Source organism: Acidobacteriota bacterium, from assembly GCA_018001935.1.
Classification (GTDB): Bacteria; Acidobacteriota; JAAYUB01; order JAAYUB01; family JAAYUB01; genus JAGNHB01.
In genome coordinates, this window is record JAGNHB010000046.1 from 12,268 (window position 1) to 32,234 (window position 19,967).

Genomic DNA, 19,967 nt, shown 5'->3' on the forward strand with positions numbered 1-19,967 from the left:
GATCATGCCCGTCACCCGACCCGTCATCACGCTCATCACCGACTTCGGAACCATCGACGCCTACGTGGCCGCCATGAAGGGCGTCATCCTGTCCATCGAGCCCGGCGCCCGCATGGTGGACATCTCCCACGACATCCCGCGGGGGGACGTTCAGCACGCCGCCTGGGTCCTGGCCCAAAGCTACCCCTGGTTCCCCAACGACTCCCTGCATGTCGTGGTGGTGGACCCCGGCGTGGGCGGCGCCCGCCGGCCGATCCTGGTCTCCACGGAGAACCACTTCTTCCTGGCGCCCGACAACGGCGTGCTCTCCTGGGTCTACCGGCGGGAGGAACTCTACGGGGCCTGGGAGCTGACGGAGACGGAGTTTTTCCGCAACCCCGTCAGCATGACCTTCCACGGCCGCGACATCTTCGCCGCCGTGGCCGGGTGGATGTTCAAGGGCCTGGACAGCAGCCGCTTCGGGGAGCCCATCGAGGACCACGCCGGGCTGTCGAGGTTCGAGATCCCCGTGCCCGTCGAGCTCCGGCCCAAGGTATGGAAGGGCGCCATCCTGCACGTGGACCGCTTCGGGAACCTCCTGACCAACCTCACCACCCGGGAAATCCCCATCGAGGAGAACGGCCTTCCCGCCGCCCAACTGATCAAGACGAAGGCCGGGGAATTCCGGCAGGTCAGCCGCTGCTACGAGGAGGGCGACCCCGGCACGCCCGCCCTGGTCCTGGGCGGGACCGGCTTCTACGAGATCGCCGTCCGGAACGAGTCCGCGGCGGCCGTCCTGGGCCTGAGCCGCGGCAACGAGGTCGCCGTCCTGGTCAAGACCGATTTCAAGGAGTTCACGCCCGAGGAAGAAGACCGCTCCTTCCTGATCTGACCGACCCCGGAGGTCGTGCATGGCCCTCGTCACCTTCACCCTCAACGGCCGAAGCCTGCAGGCGGAAGCGGGGCGGATGCTGCTCCCGGTGGCCCTGGAGAACGGCATCCACATCCCGCACTACTGCTATCACCCCGGCCTGTCCGTCTCCGGGAACTGCCGGATGTGCCTGGTGGAGATCGAGGGCGTCCCCAAGCTGCAGACCGCGTGCTCCACGGCGGTTCGCGAGGGGATGGCGGCCCGGAGCGACACGGACCGGGTGAAGCGGGCGGTGCGGCACGTCCTGGAGTTTCTGCTCATCAACCACCCCGTGGACTGCCCCGTCTGCGACCAGGCGGGCGAGTGCGGCCTTCAGGAGTACTACATGAGCGTGGGCCGCTACGACAGCCGTTTCGCCGAGGACAAGGTGACCAAGGCGAAGAAGGCCGCCCCCATCGGCCGGTGGATCGTCCTCGACCAGGAGCGCTGCATCCTCTGCTCCCGCTGCGTCCGGTTCACCCGGGAGGTGTCCCGCACCGGCGACCTGGCCATCTTCAACCGTGGGGACCACGCGGAAATCGACGTGATGCCGGGGAAGACGCTCTCGGGGCGTTACACGGGCAACCTGGCCGACGTCTGCCCCGTGGGAGCCCTCACCTGCCGGGACTTCCGGTTCAAGTGCCGGGTCTGGTACCTCCGGCGGACCCCGTCCGTCTGCACTGGGTGCGCCCGGGGGTGCAACGTGGAGATCCACACCAACCCCGACCGGCCCCAGCACGGCGAGGCCCGCCGCGTCATGCGCCTGAAGCCCCGCCCCAACCCCGACGTCAACGGGCACTGGCTGTGCGACGACGGGCGCTACGGTTACGGCTTCATCGACGAGGGCCGGCTGGCCCACGCCGCCATCCGGTCGGAAACCGGCCTGCAGCCGGTCCGGCTGCGGGAGGCCATCGACCTGCTCGGCCAGTGGGTAGAGGAGACCGACCGGGAGCATTTGCTCTACGTCCTGTCGCCGAAGTCCTCCAACGAGGAGCTCTTCGCCGTCCGCAAGCTCTTCGCCGAGACCCTGAAGGCCGGTTGCGTTCTTCCCTCCGCCGGGATGAAGACCGGCGACGCGGACGACCTCCTCGTCCACGAGGACAAGCACCCCAACAGCCGGGGGGCCATGGAGATCTTCTCGTTCCTGGAGGACGAGCTCCTCTCCGAAGAGGCCCTGGCGGGTCTGATCCGGGAGAAGAGCGTCCGCCTGCTGGTCCTCGACCGGTGCGAGCTGCCGGACGGCCTCCCGGGCGAACTGGCCGCGGCGGGCTGCCGCCTCGTCTGGGTGGGGACCAACCGCAGCCGGACGGCCGAGGCCGTGGACCTGGTGATCCCCGCGGCCGTCCACGCGGAGCAGGACGGGTCTTTCGTCAATTCGGCCGGGCTCGTCCAGCACTTTCGCAAGGCCCTCGACCCCCTCGGCGAGTCCGAGCCCGAGTGGACTCTGTGGAGCCGCCTCGCCCGCCGGCTGGGGTGCAAGGTGAACTACACCTCGGCCCGCCGGGCCCACCTGGACCTGCGGAAGACCCTGCCCTTCTTCGCCGGGTGACGCCGGCCGCCCCGCGCCGTTCCCCCGGCTTCGGAGAGACCATGCACTTCGACCGCGCCAGGGCACTCGAACTCCTCCGGTTGGGCACGGGCCTTCCGGACGCCCGGTTCCGGGAGGGCCAGGAGGAGGCGATCCGCCACGTGACGGAGGGCCGGGGCCGGCTGCTGGTGGTCCAGCGGACGGGCTGGGGGAAGAGCTTCGTCTACTTCATCGCGACCAAGCTGCTCCGGGAGGCCGGCCAGGGCCCCACGCTGCTCGTCTCCCCCCTGCTGGCCCTGATGCGCAACCAGATCGCGGCGGCGGTCCGGATGGGCGTGCGGGCGCTCACCATCCACTCCGAGAACCCGGAGGAGTGGGCGTCGGTGGAAAGCGCCATCCGGCACGACGAGGCGGACATCCTCCTGATCTCGCCGGAGCGACTGGCGAACCCCCGCTTCTGTGGCGAGGTGCTGTCCTTCGTCGCGGGCCGGATCGCCCTGCTGGTGGTGGACGAAACCCACTGCATCTCCGACTGGGGGCACGATTTCAGGCCCCATTACCGCCTGCTGGAGCGAACGGTGAAGACGCTCCCGCCAAACACCCGCCTGCTGGCGACGACCGCCACGGCGAACAACCGCGTGATGGAGGACCTGCAGACCGTCCTCGGGCCAAACCTCACCATCAACCGGGGGAACCTCGACCGGCCGTCCCTCCGGCTCCAGACCCTGCGGCTGCCCAGCCAGGCCGAGCGGCTGGCCTGGTTGGCCGCGCAGTTGCCCCGTCTTCCCGGCAGCGGGATCGTCTATACGCTGACGGTCCGCGACGCCGAGCGGGTCGCGGCCTGGCTCCGGTCCCGGGGAATCGAGGTGGCCGCCTACACCAGCGAGACGGGCGAGGCCCGCCCCGAGCTGGAGCAGGCCCTCCTGGACAACCGGGTCAAGGCGCTGGTGGCCACGCCGGCGCTGGGCATGGGCTTCGACAAGCCGGACCTGGCGTTCGTGATCCACTACCAGGCGCCAGCGTCGGTGGTGACCTACTACCAGCAGGTCGGCCGCGCGGGCCGCGCCCTCGACACGGCTTACGGGGTGCTGCTGAGCGGGGAGGAGGAGACGGAGATCACGAGCTGGTTCATCGAGAGCGCGTTCCCCTCGAGGGAGGAGGTCCGCTGCGTGCTCGAGGCGCTGGAAGCGGCGCCGGCAGGGCTTTCCGTCCCCGAGATGATGACGCGGGTGAACCTGAGCATGGGCCGCATCGAGAAGGCCCTCGCCCTGATCTCGCTGGAATCGCCCACCCCCATCGCGAAACAGGGCGTCCGGTGGCAGTTGACGGCCGGCCGGCTGAGCGAGGCCTTCTGGGAACGAGCCCGGCGGCTGAACCTCAAGCGCCGGGAGGAGCAGCGCCAGATGCAGGATTACGTGGCCCTCGCGTCCGGGCACATGGCGTTCCTCATCCGGGCGCTCGACGGCGAACCGGCGGCGGATCGCCCGAACGATCCCGCACCCTTCGACGAGGTCATCGACCCGGCCCTGGTCCGGGACGCCGTCGCCTTCCTCCGACGAATGAACCTCCCCATCGAAGCGCGAATCCAGTGGCCGGCCGGCGGGATACCGAAGTACGGCCTCCGGGGGCGGATCGACCCGAAGCTGCGGGCGCAGGCCGGCCGGGCGCTCTGTGTGTGGGGCGACGCCGGTTGGGGCCGCCTGGTCAGCCGGGGCAAATACCACGACCGGCACTACGCCGACGAGTTGGTGGAGGCCGCGTCCAGCCTCCTGCGGGAGTGGGCCCCGGAACCGTTCCCGGAGTGGGTCGCCTGCGTGCCCTCCCTTCGCCATCCGGAACTGGTGCCGGACTTCGCCCGCCGGCTGGCGGCCGCGCTGGGGCTGCCCTTCGGGGACGCCCTCGAAAAAACCGGCGAACGCCCCGAGCAGAAGAGCATGGCCAATAGCATCCAGCAGGCCCGCAACGTTGACGGGTCCCTGGGGGTGCGGACCGGGGCCGTGCGCGGCGGGCCGGTGCTGCTCGTGGACGACATGGTGGACTCGCGGTGGACCTTCACTATCGCGGCATGGCTGCTGCGATCCCACGGCAGCGGGGAGGTCCGGCCTTTCGCACTCGCACAGACGGGGCATGACCGATGAACGAAACGCTTTCCCCCAACACCCAGGCGGTTCTCCTTCTGACCGCCCCCCTCCTGGCCGGACGGGCCGGGCCGTCACCCGACGTTCTGACACCGGGGGAGTACAAGCGTTTGGCGCGCTTCCTCCAGGAGCGGAAGCGCCAGCCATCCGACCTGTTGTCACCGGACGGCCCGGGGCTGGCCGCGGAGTGCGGGCGGGTCGTCGACCCCGGCAGGCTCCAGCGCCTCCTCTCCCGGGGCTTCCTGCTGAGCCAGGCGGTGGAACGCTGGCAGGCCCGGGCGATTCGGGTGGTGAGCCGCTCCGACGCCGCATACCCCCAGCGCTTGAAGTCCCGGCTCCGCGAGGATTCCCCCCCGCTGCTCTACGGTTGTGGGGATTTCTCGCGGCTCGACGCGGGCGGACTGGCCATCGTGGGCTCCCGTCACGTGGATGCGGCGCTCGCCGCCTGGGCCGAGTCCGCCGGCCGGCTGGCGGCGGAGACGGGGCGCCCCCTCGTCTCGGGCGGGGCGCGGGGGATCGACCAGGCCGCCATGCGCGGCGCCCTGGAAGCGGGAGGGAGCACGGTGGGCGTCCTGGCGGACAGCCTGGAACGTTCCGTCCTGGAACGGGAGAACCGGAACCTCCTGCTGGACGGCCGCCTGACCCTGGTTTCGCCCTACGACCCCTCCGCCGGCTTCAACGTGGGAAACGCCATGCAGCGGAACAAGCTGGTCTACGCCCTGTCGGACGCGGCCCTCGTGGTCAGTTCCGACCTCGCGAAGGGAGGGACCTGGTCGGGGGCCGTGGAACAGCTGGACAAGTTGAGACTCGTGCCCGTCTTCGTCCGGGAAGACGGCCCGCCGAGCGAGGGGCTGGCCGCCCTGCGGCGCCGGGGCGCCCTGCCGTGGCCCTCCCCCTGCACGCCGGCCGCCCTGGAAGCCGCCCTCGCGTCGGCGGAGGCCGAGCGGCGGAAACCGGTCCCCCGGCAGGGCGACCTCTTCCAGGTGTTCGCGGGAGAACCCGGGACCGCCGCCCCTCCCCGCGACGACGTGCCGGCCGACCGACCCGCGCCCCCCGCTCCCGACGCTGACCCGGACCCCGGCCCCGCCCCGGCCGGATCCGCCGCCGAGGAGCTTTTCGCCAAGGTGCGGGAACTGCTCTGCCGGGTGCGGTCCCCCCGGGGCGTCACCGAGGTGGCGGAGGAGCTGAACGTCCTGAAGAGCCAGGCGAAGGCATGGCTGGACCGGCTCGTGGAGGACGGGGTGCTGGAGCTTCACGTCAAGCCCCTGCGGTACGGGCCGAAAACCCGCCGCAGCCTCCTGGACTAGGGCCCGCGGTATGGACCTGGCGACGTCGGAACGCGCTTTTCCCCTGCTCGGCGTGGTCGGGCCCACCGCCTCGGGGAAGAGCGCCCTGGCGGTGGAACTGGCCCGGCGCTTCGGCGGCGAGATCGTCAACTGCGACTCCATGCAAGTCTACCGTGGGCTGGACGTGGGCACCGCCAAACCCGACGCCGGCCTCCGCCGGGAAATCCCCCACCACGTCCTGGACGTCGCCGACGTGGACGAGGTGTTCTCGGCCGGACGGTACCAGAAACTGGCCCGCGCGGCACTGGAAGACATCCGGTCCCGGGGGCGGCTGCCCGTGGTGGCGGGCGGGACGGGGTTCTACCTGCGGGCCCTTCTCTACGGCATCTTCGAGGGGCCGGGGCGGGACGAGGGGTTCCGCCGTCGCCTGCAGACCATCGTCGAACGCCGGGGGCCCGAGACCCTTCATCGCATCCTCGCCCGCCGCGACCCGGAATCCGCCCGACGGGTCACCCCCCGGGACCACCAGCGCCTCGCCCGCGCCCTGGAGGTGCTCCACCTGACCGGGCGCCCCATGAGCGAGCACTTCGGCGTCGCGGAGTCGCCCCTGGACGGCTTCTCTCCCCTCCTTCTCTGCCTGGGGCCGCCCAGGGCCGCGCTCTGCGAGCGGATCGACCGGCGCGTCCTCGAGATGCTCGACGCCGGGTGGGTGGACGAGGTGCGCGCGCTCCTGGACCGGGGGGTCTCCCCGGCGTCCAAGGGGCTCGAGGCCATCGGGTACCGCGAGATCGTGGCGTTCCTTCGCGGCGAAGCGACCTGGCTCGCCACGGTGGAAGCCATCCGCGCCGCCACCCGCCGCTACGCCAAGCGCCAGCAGACGTGGTTCCGGAAAGAGCGGGACCTCGTGCGACTGGAGGGCTTCGGCGACGATCCCTCCCTCCGGGAAGCAGCCTTCCAGCAGGTGGAAACCCGGTTCCCACGCGCCGTCCCGGCGCGGGCCAATGGGGTGTGACGTTCCCGCGCGCCGTCCCGGCGCGGGCGTCTGAAGCTTTGACCCTCACGACGTCACCTCCGAAGGGAGGAACCGGGAACCAGGACACCGGGACGCGGGCCCGTCAACGCGGGCGCCCGGAACGTTCTTCACCTTCTGAGGTGTTCCCTTTCGATGCAGACGAAAGGGTATGCCACGTTCCCTCCCCTGACGATGAGGTTCCTGTTGGTCAGATCGTTATGTCTAGCAGAAAACAAAGGTGTTGCGTTCAGTGTCATTATGTCCGCCTGATTTTACAGGCTTTGGATAGCATCTGGCACCCTGCCGTCGGGCGGTCCGAACAGCGCACTCTCCCCCAACAAAAGATTGAAAACCGCCGGGCGCGGGGCTAAGATAGCCCTTTTACCGGCCCGGGGGCCGCGGTGGGCGGGGGAGCCGCACGGAAGGCGGATCAAGGGGAGCGACGGACCCGGGCGCCGGTTCATCCTGCGCTTCAGGGAGTCGCCATGGAAAAGATCGTCAAGGAAGGCCTCACGTTCGACGACGTGCTCCTCATCCCGGGGAAGTCCTCGGTCCTGCCCTCGGAAACCGACATCTCCACGCCGTTGACGAAGGACATCCGCCTCAACATCCCGCTCCTGTCCGCCGCCATGGACACCGTTACGGAGGCGGTGATGGCCAAGGCCCTCGCCGAGGAGGGCGGAATCGGTTTCATCCACAAGAACATGAGCATTGAGGAGCAGTGCAACGAGGTGGACATCGTCAAGCGCTCCATCAGCGGCATGATCCTCAACCCGGTCACCATCTCCCCGGGGATGCGCATCCAGGACGCCGTGGACCTCATGGACAAGTACAAGATCTCCGGCATCCCGGTGACGGAGGGGCCGGTGCTGGTGGGGATCCTCACCAACCGCGACCTGCGCTTCGAGACCCGCATGGACGCCCTGGTGGGCGACCTCATGACCAAGGAGCGCCTGGTGACGGCCGCCATCGGCACCTCCCTGGAGGACGCCAAGAAATTGCTTCACGCCCACCGCATCGAGAAGCTCCTCATCGTGGACGAGGGCTTCCACCTCAAGGGCCTGATCACCATCAAGGACATCCAGAAGCTCATCGCCTACCCCAACGCCTGCAAGGACCGCCACGGGCGCCTCCTGGTGGGGGCCGCGGTCGGGGTCGGGCCCGACGGGATGGAGCGCGCCGAGGCCCTGGTGGCGGCGGGGGCCGACATCATCGCCATCGACACCGCCCACGGGCACTCCGCCGGCGTCCTGAAGGCCGTGGCGGAGTTCAAGAAGCGCTTCCCGGCCGTGCCGCTCATGGCGGGGAACGTGGGGACGGCGGAAGCGGTCACGGACCTGGCGGCGGCGGGCGCCGACGTGGTGAAGGTCGGGATCGGCCCCGGCTCCATCTGCACCACCCGCGTGGTCTCCGGCGCCGGCGTGCCCCAGATCACCGCCGTCCTGGAGTGCGCCGAGGCGGCCGCGCGCCACGGGGTCACCGTGGTGGCCGACGGCGGGATCAAGTACTCCGGCGACATCAGCAAGGCCCTGGCGGCGGGCGCCGGCGTGGTCATGATCGGTTCCCTCTTCGCCGGCACCGACGAGAGCCCCGGCGAGGTCATCTACTACCAGAACCGGGCCTACAAGGCCTACCGCGGCATGGGGTCCCTGGGCGCCATGAAACGGGGGAGCGCCGACCGCTATTTCCAGGAGAAGAGCCAGTCCCTGGCCAAGCTGGTCCCCGAGGGCGTCGAGGGGCGCGTGCCGTACAAGGGGAGCGTCCGCAACGTCATCTTCCAGCTCATGGGCGGCCTCAAGGCGGGGATGGGCTACTGCGGCTGCGCCGACCTGGCGGACTTCCGCGCGCGCTCCCGCTTCATCCGCATCACCAACAGCGGCCTGCGCGAGTCCCACGTCCACGACGTCATCGTCACCCAGGAGGCCCCCAACTACAAGGTGGAATCCCCCACCGCGTGACCACCGAGGGGATTTGAACCACGAAATACACGGAATACACGAAAGGAGATGAAGCCTGGAAATCCACGAACAGGTTTTCAAAGGCGAGGGATGATGTTCAAGAAGGCCACCATTCATCGGGGCGGACCCCTGAACCCCTTCAGCCTAAACCGTTAAAAGCCTGTTCTTGAACCACGAACCACACCAACCACACGAACAGGGGCCCTGGGGTTGCAGCCCCGTAACTGGTGACGCAGGCTCCGGCCTGCGCGGGAAAACAAAGCAAACCCGGAAGCAGAGGTCGGCTGATATGGAACTAACTTCCCGTGTGAAAATCGGGCTGCTCCTTCTGGTATGTCTGGCCATCCCGGGGCTTTTCTGGGGTTGCGGGGAGCAACCCGCCCCGCTTCCGGCTTTCACCTGGTGGGATTACAGGCCGTTCCCTTTGTTGCGGCTGCCGAAAACGCAGTTGGGTACACTGCTGCCGGTCAGACCTCATGGCAACATCTTTCTGACGCTGGACGCCCACGCTGTCCCTTTTCTCGGCAACAAGCGCATGGTTGATCTGGGGGATCTGTCCGCGCGAATACGTCGATGGAAGGAAATGGAGAGCATTGGACAACCGACCGGTCCCGGACCCCTGACTCCGTTATTGTCGCCCTGGAAGCCGGACGGGCGGGACGCCCAGGCCCTGATCGCCCTCGACCCGGCCCTGAAATTCGCCCAGGTGCGCCTCCTGCTCTCGGCGTGCAGGGCCGCCGGGCTGCCCGACGCCGCCCTGGTCGCCCGTCGGGTTTCTCCCCCCGTAACCATTCCCGATCCGGATGACGAGCTGCTTTTCTGTCTCAGGTTCCGATGGGAGGAAATCTCCGCGAAGTTTGAGGCTCTCGATTTGCGGCAAGTCCCCCTCTGCAGCTATGCGATCAATTTCCGGACCTCGGCGTCGCCGGATTCAAGCCCCTGGATCGAACTGACCGCGCAGGGATTGTCTCCCGCGCTTCGGGTTACCGACGGACCCAGGCAAGCGGGGGGTTTAACAAAAGGACCGGAAGAAACCGGGACGGGTGTAATCTGCATCCATCCCCGGGATGACGCCACCGTGGCCGCTTTTTTCCGGGCGCTCGAGGAATCCGCGAGACAGGGATACCAAGCCGTCCTGATTGAAGTAGAATAAACACTTGAGCCGCTGGTTGCAGGCCAGGTTGTGTTGCGTATCAGATTTTAGGAACGGACGGGAAAGGCAATTGAAAAAAAAGCCGTAAACCTCATGGAGGCAAGGAGGGAAGATGCGTCGAATCAGGGTGTATGTCGACACTTCCGTATTCGGGGGAATTGAAGACGAGGAGTTCTCGGATGCGAGTCGGCGGTTTTTCCAACGGGTAGCAGAAGGTGATTATATTGTCTTGATTTCCGAGGAGACCTATCGAGAGCTATCGAAATCACCGGAATCAGTTCGTGACATTTTAACGGCTCTACCGTCCGGGTCTCTGGAAGACGTTCTTATCGAATCCGAGACACTTGAATTGGCCGCTGAGTACATCCGATCCGGAATACTTGGCGAGGCTTCACGAGGGGATGCGTTGCACGTGGCCGCCGCAACCGTGGCTGGTGCGGACCTCATTCTGAGCTGGAATTTCAAACACATCGTGAATTATAATCGAATCAGGAGATTCAATGGGGTGAATGTCCTGCTGGGCTATCGTTCGATGACGATTCTGAGCCCACGAGAGGTGGGAGATGAATCCGAAGAATAAAAAGTTCGATTGCGTAGAGATGAAAAACCGGGTTCAGGCAGAACTGATGCGGGAATACGAAGCCCGAAAGTCGGAATTTCCGTCCTACGAGAGTTTCATCGTCGCCACTGCGGACCAGGACCCCTGGATCGTCTCTGTGCGGGAAAAGATCCGGAAAACCTCCCAAAAAACCAAGTCTACAATACACTCCCGGAAGAGTGCCGTCTGAACATCGGGGTCCGGCAGATGGTTGAGACCCTTGACCGGGCCCGGCGTGCTGGGGTCGAGGATACCTTCCTGATTCCGGCTCCTGGAGCTCGACGAGGTCCGCTACGCCATGGAAGGCGATGCGGTTGCCCGCTTCTCACGTTGAATCCCTGCTCAGTTCCAGCTATAGTTCGTGTGGTTGGTGTGGTTCGTGGTTCAAGAATAGGCTGTTAGCGGTTTAGGCTGAAGGGGTTTAGGATTTGACCCGATGAATCGTGGCTTTCCTCAACGTCGTCCCTCGACTTTGAAGACCTTTTCGTAGGGCTCCTGGTTTCTTCTCCTTTCGTGTATTCCGTGTATTTCGTGGTTCCTTTCTTTCGTGTATCTCGTGGTTGATAACGCATCGTTTTGGAGGTTGAGATGACCCGGTTGAGTGTGAACGTGAACAAGATCGCCCTCCTGCGCAACGCGCGGGGGCCGCTGGCGGAGCCGAACCTGATGGCCCTCGTCCACAAGATCGTGGGCTGGGGCGCCGACGGCATCACCGTCCACCCGCGGGCGGACCGGCGCCACATCACTCCCGACGACGCCCGGGACGTGGCGCGGGAGGTGACGAGCGTGGAGACCAATTTCGAGGGGGACGTCCGCGAGGAGTTCCTGGAACTGGTCCTCGCGTGCCGACCCACCCAGTGCACCCTGGTGCCCGTCAAGCCCGGGGAGCTGACCTCCAACCACGGCTGGGAGTGCGGGCAGTGGGGCTACCTGCTCACGCCGGTGGTGGCCGAGCTGCACCGGGCCGGTGTCCGCACCAGCATCTTCGTGGAGCCCGACGCTGTCGCGGTGGAGCGGGCCGCCGGCACCGGCACCGACCGGGTGGAGCTCTACACCGAGCCCTACGCCCGGGCCTTCCGGGAAGGGAACCCGGGGCCCGAGGTCCGCCGGATCGTGGCCGCCGCCGAGGCCGCCCGTCGGCGTGGCATCGCCCTCAACGCCGGCCACGACCTCACCACCGCCAACCTGGGGATGCTGCTGGACGCGGTGCCGGACATCGCGGAGGTCTCGATCGGCCACCACCTCGTGGCCCAGGCCCTGGAGGACGGCCTCGAGCGCACGGTGAAGCAGTTCCTCGCCATCTGCCACCGGCCGAGGCCATGACGGGGCGTGGAAGGAAAGGCAAAGCCCCGAGACAAGGCGCCCTGACCCGAAGGGCTCAAAGGACCCAAAGGACCCAAAGGACATAAAGGACATAAAGGACATAAAGGACATGAGAGGCCCGAAAGGCTGAGGGGGCCCGGCACGGGCTTTCACTTCGTCCTTCTGGTCCTTTTGGTCCTTTGGGTCCTTTTGGTCCTTTTGTCTCTTTCGCCCCCCGTCGCTCACCCCATGGAGACCACGAACCGCTGCAGGTTCTCCAGTCGTTTCCCCAGTTCCTTCATGAAGCGCAGGGCCAGGCCGGGGTGATCCGACAGCAGCCGTTGCAGCCAAGAGCCGTCCAGGCGCAGGACCAGGGTCCCGTCGAAGACCGGTTCGGCGATCACGGAAGTCGGTTCGCCCCACAGGGCGTTCTCCCCGAGAAAGGCGTTCTCCCCTGCCACGAAGAGGGTGCCGAGCCAGCCTTCGCGGGAGTGCTTGAAGACCTCCAGGTAACCCTTCTCCACAAGGAAGAGGTCGGGGTTGGCGTCGCCTTCCCAGAGCAGGACGTCGTCCCGGTCGTAGTACTCCCGGCGGCCGGCACAGGCGGCCCGGAAGAGGAGGTCCGCGTCGGCGCCCCCGAAGAGCGGCGTGCCGGACAGGAAGGCCGCGACGTCCGCGACCGCGTGCCGGAGCATGGGGCGCATCTTTGCTGGGTCCACCGGCGTCCAGGCGAAACCGAGGCGGTCCAGGAGGGCCCGGGTCTTCCCCGAGAGCCGGACCGTCTCCGTCACCGGGCCGTCCCGGTCGCTCAGCCAGTCCATGTGCAGCATGAAGAGTTCGATCTGGTCCCGGAACGCCGGCCGCGTGAAGTTGCGGCTGAGCCACGCGATGAAGTCCGGCCGGGTCATCACCCGCACGTTCAACCCGACCTCGGGGTCGCGCAGGACGGCGGCCAGGTCGGCCCGCAGCGGGTTCTCGACGTGGAAGGTCCGGTTGGCCAGGGCGGGACGGTCGAAGAGGGTCAGGATCGCCCGGCTCACCTGGTCCACGAAGGAGAAATCGAAGACCTCTCCCTCCATCACCGCCCCGAGGCGGGCGGCGGACTTCACCAGGGCGTAGAAGACGTTGTCCTCCAGGTTTTCCTGGGGGACGCCCGTCCCGGAGTGGTAGACGATGTTCCCGACCCGGTAGATGTTGGCCGTCAAACCCTGCGCCCGGGCTTCGAGGAGGAGACGTTCCGCCTCGAGCTTGGTGACCAGGTAGGGGTTGCCGGTCTTCTGCCCGGCGTCGCAGACGTCCTCCGTGAAGAGGAGGGCCGCCTCCCCCGCCACGTCCCCCAGCCCCACCGAGAGGGTCGAGACGTGGTGGAAGTCCTTCGGGGCTCCATCCCGGGCGAAGTCCGCCAGGTTCCGGACGGAGTGCACGTTGGCCGACCGGAAGTCCTCCAGCTTCCCGTAGTGCTTGACGACGGCTGCGCTGTTCACGATGCAGTCCACCGCCGCCGCCAGGTCGGTGTACGCCGCCGGGCCCATCCCGAGCCGCTCCCGCGCCAGGTCCCCGCTTTGCACCCGGAGCTTGTCCGCCCCGGGCAGGGCGTCGCTCCCGAAGTAGTACGCCAGTTTCCGGCGGAGGCGCTCGGCGGCCCCGGCGTCGTCTTCGGCACGCACCACGGCGGTCACCGCCCCGACGTCCGGCCGCGCCAGGAGGTCCTGCAGCAGGTGGGCGCCGAGGAAACCGGTGGCGCCCGTCAGGAGGACGTGGCGGTAAGCCTTCCGGCCGGAAAGGTCCAGGCCCGACAAGGCCTCCACCTCGCGTTCGTAGCGCCCGATCCCTTCCCGGACGGCCGGGAGGGTGACAGCATCCACAGTGGGCGGCGGGGCCTCGCGGAGCTTTTCCAGCCGCCGGCGGAGCACGTCGGTCTCCTCGGGAAGGTGCTCCGCCTGCTCCTCCACGGTCTGATAGCGGTAGACGTCGTTGAGGTCGGCCTTGAAATGCTTCTGAAGCCGGGCGACGAGGGCGATGGCTTTCAGGGAGTGCCCGCCCGCGTGGAAGAAGTTGTCCCGGACACCGATTCGGTCCAGCCGGAGCACCTCGCGCCAGATCTCGAGGATGCGCTGCTCCCGCGGGTTCCGCGGCGCCACGTATGCCGCGCCGGTGGCGAGACGTTCGGAGGGCGGGGGCAGGGCCTTCCGGTCCACCTTGCCGTTCTCGTTGACCGGGATCCGCTCCAGCCGGATGAAGAACGAGGGGACCATGTACTCCGGGAGCGCGCCGGCCAGGAATTCCCTCAGCTCCGCGGGGAACAGGTCGCGTTCTGCTTCGAAGTAGGCGCAGAGGTACGCTTCGGGTTGGTCGTCCCGGCGCAGGGTGACCACCACGGAGCGGATGTCGGGGTGCGCCAGCAGTTTCTGCTCGATCTCCCCGCACTCGATCCGGAAGCCCCGGATCTTGACCTGGGTGTCCGCCCGGCCGAGGTACTCCAGCGTGCCGTCCATGAGGAAGCGGGCCAGGTCGCCGGTACGGTAGAGGGTGTCCCCGTCCCGGAAGGGGCTGGGGAGGAAGCGACCGGCCGTCATCTCGGGCCGGTTCCGGTAACCCGCCGCCACGCCCTCGCCGCCGATGAAGATCTCCCCCTTGGCCCCGAAGGGGACCGGGTGAAGGTCGTCGTCCAGGAGGTAGATGGCGGCGTTGGCGCACGGCACGCCGATGGGGACCGCTGCGCCCCGGTCCCGCTCCGGGTCGAAGCGGTGGATCATGCACCCCACCGCGGCCTCGGTGGGCCCGTACTCGTTGAAGACCGTCACGGGGTGGTCGAACCGGGCGGTGAGCTTGCGGCAGAGGTCGGACGGGAGTTCCTCGCCCCCGACGATGAACTTCTTCAGGTTGCGGTTCGGGATGTCGAGTTCCGAGAGGATCCGCAGGTGGCTCGGCGTCAGCTTGACGATCCCCGTGCGGTCTTCTGCGACGATGCGGCGGATCAGGGCGATGTTGTCCCCGGTGTCGGGGTAGATGACGAGGGTGTTTCCCGACAGCAGGGGGGTGAACACCGACGTGACCGTCAGGTCGAAAGAGATGGAGGAGTGGAGCGAAAAGTCGAGCGCCTCGCCCTCCAGGTAGGCCCGCTGCGCCCAGGTGACGTAGTTGACCACGTTCCGGTGGCGAAGCATCACCCCCTTCGGTTTCCCCGTGGATCCTGACGTGTAGATCATGTAGACGAGATCCCCGGGCCCGGCGGCGGGCGACGGGTTGTCGGGGTTTTCGTTTGCGAGGTCGAGCCGTTCCCAGACAAGCTGTTCCGCAGTCCCCTCGATCCGTCCGGCCAGGGCTGCCTCGGTGAGGAGGAGGGTCATCCCCGCGTCCCCGGCGATGTAGGCAATCCGGTCCGCCGGGTAGGACGGGTCGATGGGGACGTAGGCGGCGCCGGCCTTGAGGGTCCCCAGGATGGCCACCACCAGTTCGGGCCGGCGGTGCATCAGGATGCCCACGAAATGTCCGGGGCCTGCCCCTTTGGCCCGGAGCACCCGGGCAAGGCGGTTGGCGGCGGCATTCAGCCCGCCGTAGGTCATGGCGGTGCCTTCGCAGACCAGGGCGGCCCGTTCGGGGGTCCGGGCGGCCTGCGCCTCGAAGAGGGCGTGCAGGGTCCGGTCGGCGGGGTAGTCCGAGGCGGTGGCGTTGTAGGTTTCAAGGAGGAACCCGCGCTCGGCGGCGGGGAGGGAGTCGATGTCCCGGATGGCGATGCCGGGATCGACCCCAACGGCGGCCAGGATGTTCAGGAAGTGGGCCGCGAGGCGCTCGACGGTCTCGGGCCGGAAGAGGTCCGTGGCGTACTCGATCTCGAAGTCGATGCCGGCCGGGCGCTCCACCGAATCCAGCGTCAGGTCGAACTTGGACACCCCGCTCTCCCGGGGCACCTTGGAGAGTGTCAGGTCCACGAACCGCAGGGTGTCGTCGAAGCGGCTGGCGAAGGTGAACATGACGTCGAAAAGGGGGTTCCGGCCGGAGTTCCGCTCGATGCCCAGCTTCTCGACGAGGGTGTCGAGGGGGTAGTCCTGGTTGTCCATGGCCGCCGGCAGCAGCTGCCGCACTTCCGCCAGGAGGGCCTCGAAGGTCTTGTCGGGGGACGGGTGGAGGCGGAGGGGGAGAGAGTTGACGAACATGCCGGCCACGGGGGCCGCTTCGGGGAGGGTCCGGCCCAGGGACGGCGTGCCCACCACCAGGTCGTCCTGGGAGGTGAACCGGGCCAGCAGGACCCCGAAGGCCGAGAGCAGGGTCATGTACAGCGTGCACCCGATCTTCCGGGAGATCCCGCGCAGCCCCTCCGTGAGGGCGGGGCCGGCGGAGAACACGTGGCGACGGCCGCGGTGGTCCCGATCCTTCGGCCGGGGAAAGTCGGTCATCAGGTCCAGGACTGGGACGTCCCCACGGAACAGGTCCAACCAGAAGCGCTCCAGGCGGGCGAAACCCTCCCCCGCCAGGAAACGGCGCTGCCAGTCCGCGACGTCCCGGTAACGGAAAGCCAGGGGCTCCATCCGTTCCCCGAGGTAGAAGTCGGCCAGGTCACGGAGCAGCACCTCCACCGACATCCCGTCGAAGACGATGTGGTGGAAGTCCAGCATCAGGAAGTGGAGGCGCTCTCCGGAGCGCACCAGGTTGACGCGCATCAGGGGCGGCCGGGAGAGGTCGAAGGGGCGCACGAAGGCGTCCATCAGGTCCCCGACGGCCTCCTCGGGCGCTTCCTTCAGGTGGGCCTTCAGCCGCACCCGCGGGTGGACGACCTGGACGGGGGCCCCGTCCCGGAGCGCAAAGGCGGTTCGCAGCACGTCGTGTTTGGCGACGAAAGCGTCGAAGGCGCGGCAGAGCTTCCCCGTGTCGAGGTTGCCCTCGATCCGCAGCAGGAGGGAGACGTTGTAGGTCACGGCGTCCCGATTCAGGAGGTGGAGGAAGTAAAGACGGCTCTGGACCGGGGACAGCGGGTAGTGCTCCGCGTCCGGGACCCGGATGACGGGGACGGCGTCGGTCGCGCGCGACGCGCTCACCCGTTCGTCGAGGGCCTTGACGGTGGGGCCGTCGAAGAGGTCCTGGAGGGAGAGGCGCACCCCGAACCGCTTCAGCAGCCGGGCCTGGAGGATGGCTGCCTTGAGGGAGTGCCCCCCCAGTTCGAAGAAACTGTCGTTGAGACCCACCCGGGGGCACCCCAACAGCTCCTCGAACAGCGCGGCGATGGCCAGCTGCGCTTCGCTGGTCGGGGCGACGTATGCCGTCCGGCGCGTCTCGGCGGAAGCCGCCGGCTCGGGGAGGGCGCGCCGATCCACCTTGCCGCTGGTGTTCAGGGGCATCTTCTCCAGCCGCATGAAGATGGCGGGGACCATGTAATCGGGCAGGGTCCTCCCCAGGAAGGCCTTCAGCTCGGAGACGGGGATGTCCCGGCTCGAGACGAAATAGGCGCACAGGTAAGGGGCGCCGCCGGCGTCGGTCCGGTCCACCACCACGGCCTCCTTGACGGCCTTGTGTCCCCGGAGGTGCTCCTCGATCTCCGGCATCTCGATCCGGAACCCCCGGATTTTCACCTGGAAGTCGATCCGCCCCAGGTAGTCGAGGTTGCCGTCCGGGAGCCAGCGTACCAGGTCGCCGGTGCGGTACATCCGCTCCCCGGGGACGAAGGGGTCGGGGACAAACTTCTCCCGCGTCAGCTCCTCCCGGTTCAGGTAGCCGCGGGCCAGGTTCGCCCCCGCCAGGCACAGCTCTCCGGGCAGGCCGACGGGCTGGGGCCGTCCCGCGGGGTCCAGGACGTAGGCCCGCGCGTTGGCCACGGGCCGACCGATGGGGGACCGGTCGTAGGGCCGGTCGAGCAGGAAGCTGGTGGACACCACGGTGAACTCGGTGGGCCCGTACTCGTCGTAAACCTTGTAGTTCTGGGGGATGAACTTCCGGAGCTTCTCGCCCCCGGTGGTGAGCCGTTTGAGGGACGTGTTCCGCACGGCCTCCATGAAATACTCGAAGAGCTGGGTGGGCAGGTCGGTGTAGGTGACGCCGTTCGCCTCGAAGTAGGCGTTGACTTGTTCCGCCGAGGCCCGGAGCCCCTCGTCCAGGACGTGCAGCTCCGCCCCCGAGGCGAGCGGGGAAAAGGTCTGGGAAACGGAGGCGTCGAAACTGAACGAGGCGAACTCCGCGCAGACGTCGGTCTCGTCGATCCCGTAGTGGCGCCGGTGCCACTGGACCAGGTTGACGGCGGCCCGGTGCTCGATCATCACCCCCTTGGGCCTGCCCGTGGAGCCGGAGGTGTAGATGACGTAGGCGAGCTGCGAGGGCTCGACCCTCACGCCGGGGGAGGCGGCGTCCGTGACGGTCTCCGCCGGCGGGGCCAGGGCGATGCGTTCCCCCGAAAAGCCCAGGTCCGCGCCCAGGTGGGGGTGGGCCAGGAGAAAGCGGCACCCGGCGTCCTCCAGGAGGAAGCGGGCCCGTTCCGCCGGGTAGTGGGGGTCGATGGGGAGGTAGGCCCCCCCCGCCTTGAGGACGGCCAGCAGGGCGACGACCACCTCCAGGGAGCGGTCCGCCAGGACCCCGACGATCTCCTCGCGCCGGAGCCCCTTCTCCACCAGGAGTCGGGCCAACCGGTTGGACGAGGCGTCCAGGTGGCGGTAAGTCATCGGGCGCCCGTCGAAGACGAGGGCCTTCCGGTCGGGCACCCTCGCCGCCTGGGTCTCGAAGAGGCCGTGGAGGGTCTCGCCCGTCGGGAAGTCCGCCGCCGTGTCGTTGAACTCCCGGAGGACGCGGCGGAGTTCGTCCCCGGAGGTCAGGGGGATGTCCGAGAGCCGGGCGAGCGGGTTGGCAAGGCCGTTTTCGAGGAAGGCGCAGACGCACGAAAACAGGTTTTCGATGTCCGCCGGCTCGAAGAGGTCGGGGTGGTAGTCGATGGAGAGTTCCAGGGTCCCCACGGTATCCTTGCCGTTGGGGTCGATGTGGACGTTGATGGGGACCGGCTCGCAGCCCGTGTCCTGGTACTCGGGCCGGAACGCGTCGTAGGTCCCCCCGTGCCCGATGACGCTGATCTGCGCCAGGGGCTCCGCCGGCCGCTGGTGGATTTCGCGGAGCTCGGGGACGAGGAGGTCGTAGGGATAGCGCTGGTGGTTCTTGACGATGTCGTCCACCTCCCGACCCGTGGCGAGGACGAAGGTCCGGAAGTCCATCGACGGGTCCACGTTGAGCCTCAGGTTGAAGGTGCTCACGAACATGCCGATCATCTCCCGGGTCCGGGGGGTGGTCCGGTTGTGGTTCACCGAACCGATGACCACGTCGGGGGTGCGGCCGAACCGGGAGAGGTAGACGGCGAAAGCGGAGATCACCAGCTTGAAGACGGAGGACCGGTTCTGCTCCGCGAAGGCGTGCAGATCGTTGCGGAGCCCGTCGGGGAACGCCACCCAGGTCCGCTCCGCTTCGATCCCGCCCCGGCCTTTCTTCCGGCTGGAGAGGTCGATGAGTTCCGGCAGGGGGGAGAGCTTGTCGATCCAGAACCGCCGGTCGGCCTCCGCTGCTTCCGACCGCAGGTACTCCTGCTCCTGCCCGATGAACTCGAGGTAGGAGGGGCGGGGGGTGGGGTCGACGTCCTGCCCCCGGCTCAGGGCGTTGTAGAATGCGTTGATGTCGTTGACCATCAGGAAGATCGTTCCCCCGTCGGACACCAGGTGGTGCACCTTCAGGAACAGGGAGGACCTCCCCGGCGTGTGGACCAGGGCGAAATCGTAGAGCGGCCGGTCGATGAGGTCAAAGACCTTCCGGGTCTCCCGCTCCAGCCACCCGGCCACCCCCGTTTCCGCGTCGTCTTCTGAAAATGTCAGCTCGCGCAGGGTGAACGGTTCGAAGTCCGCCACGTACTGGCACGGTTCCCCCGGACGGCCAGGGGTGTCCTCCAGGATCCGGAGGCGCAGGCCGTCGTTCTTCCGCAACAGGAGGTTGACCGCCTGCTCGAGGACCGGTTGCCGCGCCTCGTAGGGCAGGCGGACCCGGAAGGCGAGATTGAAGTAGGGCGTGGCCAGGAACGTTTGTTCCGTCAGCCAGACCCGCTTCTGGGGGTGGGAGAGGGGAAAGGTCTTTCGTTCGTTCATG

General features: G+C 67.8%; 10 protein-coding genes. 9 read left to right on the top strand and 1 reads right to left on the bottom strand.

The features are described from left to right. The first annotated feature begins 4 nt into the window (after nt 1-4). From KA419_15475 to KA419_15515, 9 genes are all read left to right on the top strand, one after another. The gene (locus KA419_15475; GenBank protein MBP7867335.1) at nt 5-871 is read left to right on the top strand and encodes an SAM-dependent chlorinase/fluorinase; all 867 of its coding nucleotides are present in this window, start codon (nt 5-7) and stop codon (nt 869-871) included. Between the two features lie 19 nt (nt 872-890). Continuing rightward, nucleotides 891-2,438: a (2Fe-2S)-binding protein gene (locus KA419_15480; GenBank protein MBP7867336.1), complete on the top strand. Its 1,548-nt coding sequence runs from the start codon at nt 891-893 to the stop codon at nt 2,436-2,438. Nucleotides 2,439-2,479: 41 nt separating this feature from the next. After that, nucleotides 2,480-4,555: a RecQ family ATP-dependent DNA helicase gene (locus KA419_15485; GenBank protein ID MBP7867337.1), complete on the top strand. Its 2,076-nt coding sequence runs from the start codon at nt 2,480-2,482 to the stop codon at nt 4,553-4,555. Then, nucleotides 4,552-5,862, top strand: a complete 1,311-nt coding sequence (locus KA419_15490) for a DNA-protecting protein DprA (protein MBP7867338.1) — start codon at nt 4,552-4,554, stop codon at nt 5,860-5,862. The genes KA419_15485 and KA419_15490 overlap by 4 nt, the downstream gene beginning before the upstream one ends. Nucleotides 5,863-5,872: 10 nt before the next feature. Then, nucleotides 5,873-6,853 (top strand): tRNA (adenosine(37)-N6)-dimethylallyltransferase MiaA, encoded by a 981-nt coding sequence (miaA, locus tag KA419_15495; GenBank protein MBP7867339.1) that lies wholly within the window; start codon nt 5,873-5,875, stop codon nt 6,851-6,853. Nucleotides 6,854-7,338: 485 nt separating this feature from the next. Further along, complete coding sequence (gene guaB, locus KA419_15500; protein MBP7867340.1) at nt 7,339-8,811, top strand: IMP dehydrogenase; 1,473 nt, start codon at nt 7,339-7,341, stop codon at nt 8,809-8,811. A gap of 289 nt (nt 8,812-9,100) precedes the next feature. After that, complete coding sequence (locus tag KA419_15505; GenBank protein MBP7867341.1) at nt 9,101-9,964, top strand: hypothetical protein; 864 nt, start codon at nt 9,101-9,103, stop codon at nt 9,962-9,964. Between the two features lie 112 nt (nt 9,965-10,076). After that, nucleotides 10,077-10,544 (top strand): PIN domain-containing protein, encoded by a 468-nt coding sequence (locus KA419_15510; protein MBP7867342.1) that lies wholly within the window; start codon nt 10,077-10,079, stop codon nt 10,542-10,544. A 606-nt stretch (nt 10,545-11,150) separates the two neighbouring features. Then, nucleotides 11,151-11,885 carry a pyridoxine 5'-phosphate synthase gene (locus KA419_15515; GenBank protein MBP7867343.1) on the top strand — a complete coding sequence of 245 codons (735 nt, stop codon included), beginning with the start codon at nt 11,151-11,153 and terminating at the stop codon, nt 11,883-11,885. Between the two features lie 221 nt (nt 11,886-12,106). On the opposite strand, the gene KA419_15520 is transcribed toward KA419_15515, so the two are convergent. Beyond that, nucleotides 12,107-19,966, bottom strand: coding sequence for an amino acid adenylation domain-containing protein (locus tag KA419_15520; protein MBP7867344.1), 7,860 nt, complete (start codon nt 19,964-19,966; stop codon nt 12,107-12,109). Nucleotide 19,967: the final 1 nt, after the last annotated feature.

Coding starts and splice junctions, on each gene's coding strand:
- KA419_15485 (MBP7867337.1), top strand. CDS start 2,480: ATGCACTTCGACCGCGCCAGGGCACTCGAACTCCTCCGGTTGGGCACG.
- guaB (MBP7867340.1), top strand. CDS start 7,339: ATGGAAAAGATCGTCAAGGAAGGCCTCACGTTCGACGACGTGCTCCTC.
- KA419_15520 (MBP7867344.1), bottom strand. CDS start 19,966: ATGAACGAACGAAAGACCTTTCCCCTCTCCCACCCCCAGAAGCGGGTC.
- KA419_15490 (MBP7867338.1), top strand. CDS start 4,552: ATGAACGAAACGCTTTCCCCCAACACCCAGGCGGTTCTCCTTCTGACC.
- KA419_15475 (MBP7867335.1), top strand. CDS start 5: ATGCCCGTCACCCGACCCGTCATCACGCTCATCACCGACTTCGGAACC.
- KA419_15515 (MBP7867343.1), top strand. CDS start 11,151: ATGACCCGGTTGAGTGTGAACGTGAACAAGATCGCCCTCCTGCGCAAC.
- KA419_15480 (MBP7867336.1), top strand. CDS start 891: ATGGCCCTCGTCACCTTCACCCTCAACGGCCGAAGCCTGCAGGCGGAA.
- KA419_15510 (MBP7867342.1), top strand. CDS start 10,077: ATGCGTCGAATCAGGGTGTATGTCGACACTTCCGTATTCGGGGGAATT.
- KA419_15505 (MBP7867341.1), top strand. CDS start 9,101: ATGGAACTAACTTCCCGTGTGAAAATCGGGCTGCTCCTTCTGGTATGT.
- miaA (MBP7867339.1), top strand. CDS start 5,873: ATGGACCTGGCGACGTCGGAACGCGCTTTTCCCCTGCTCGGCGTGGTC.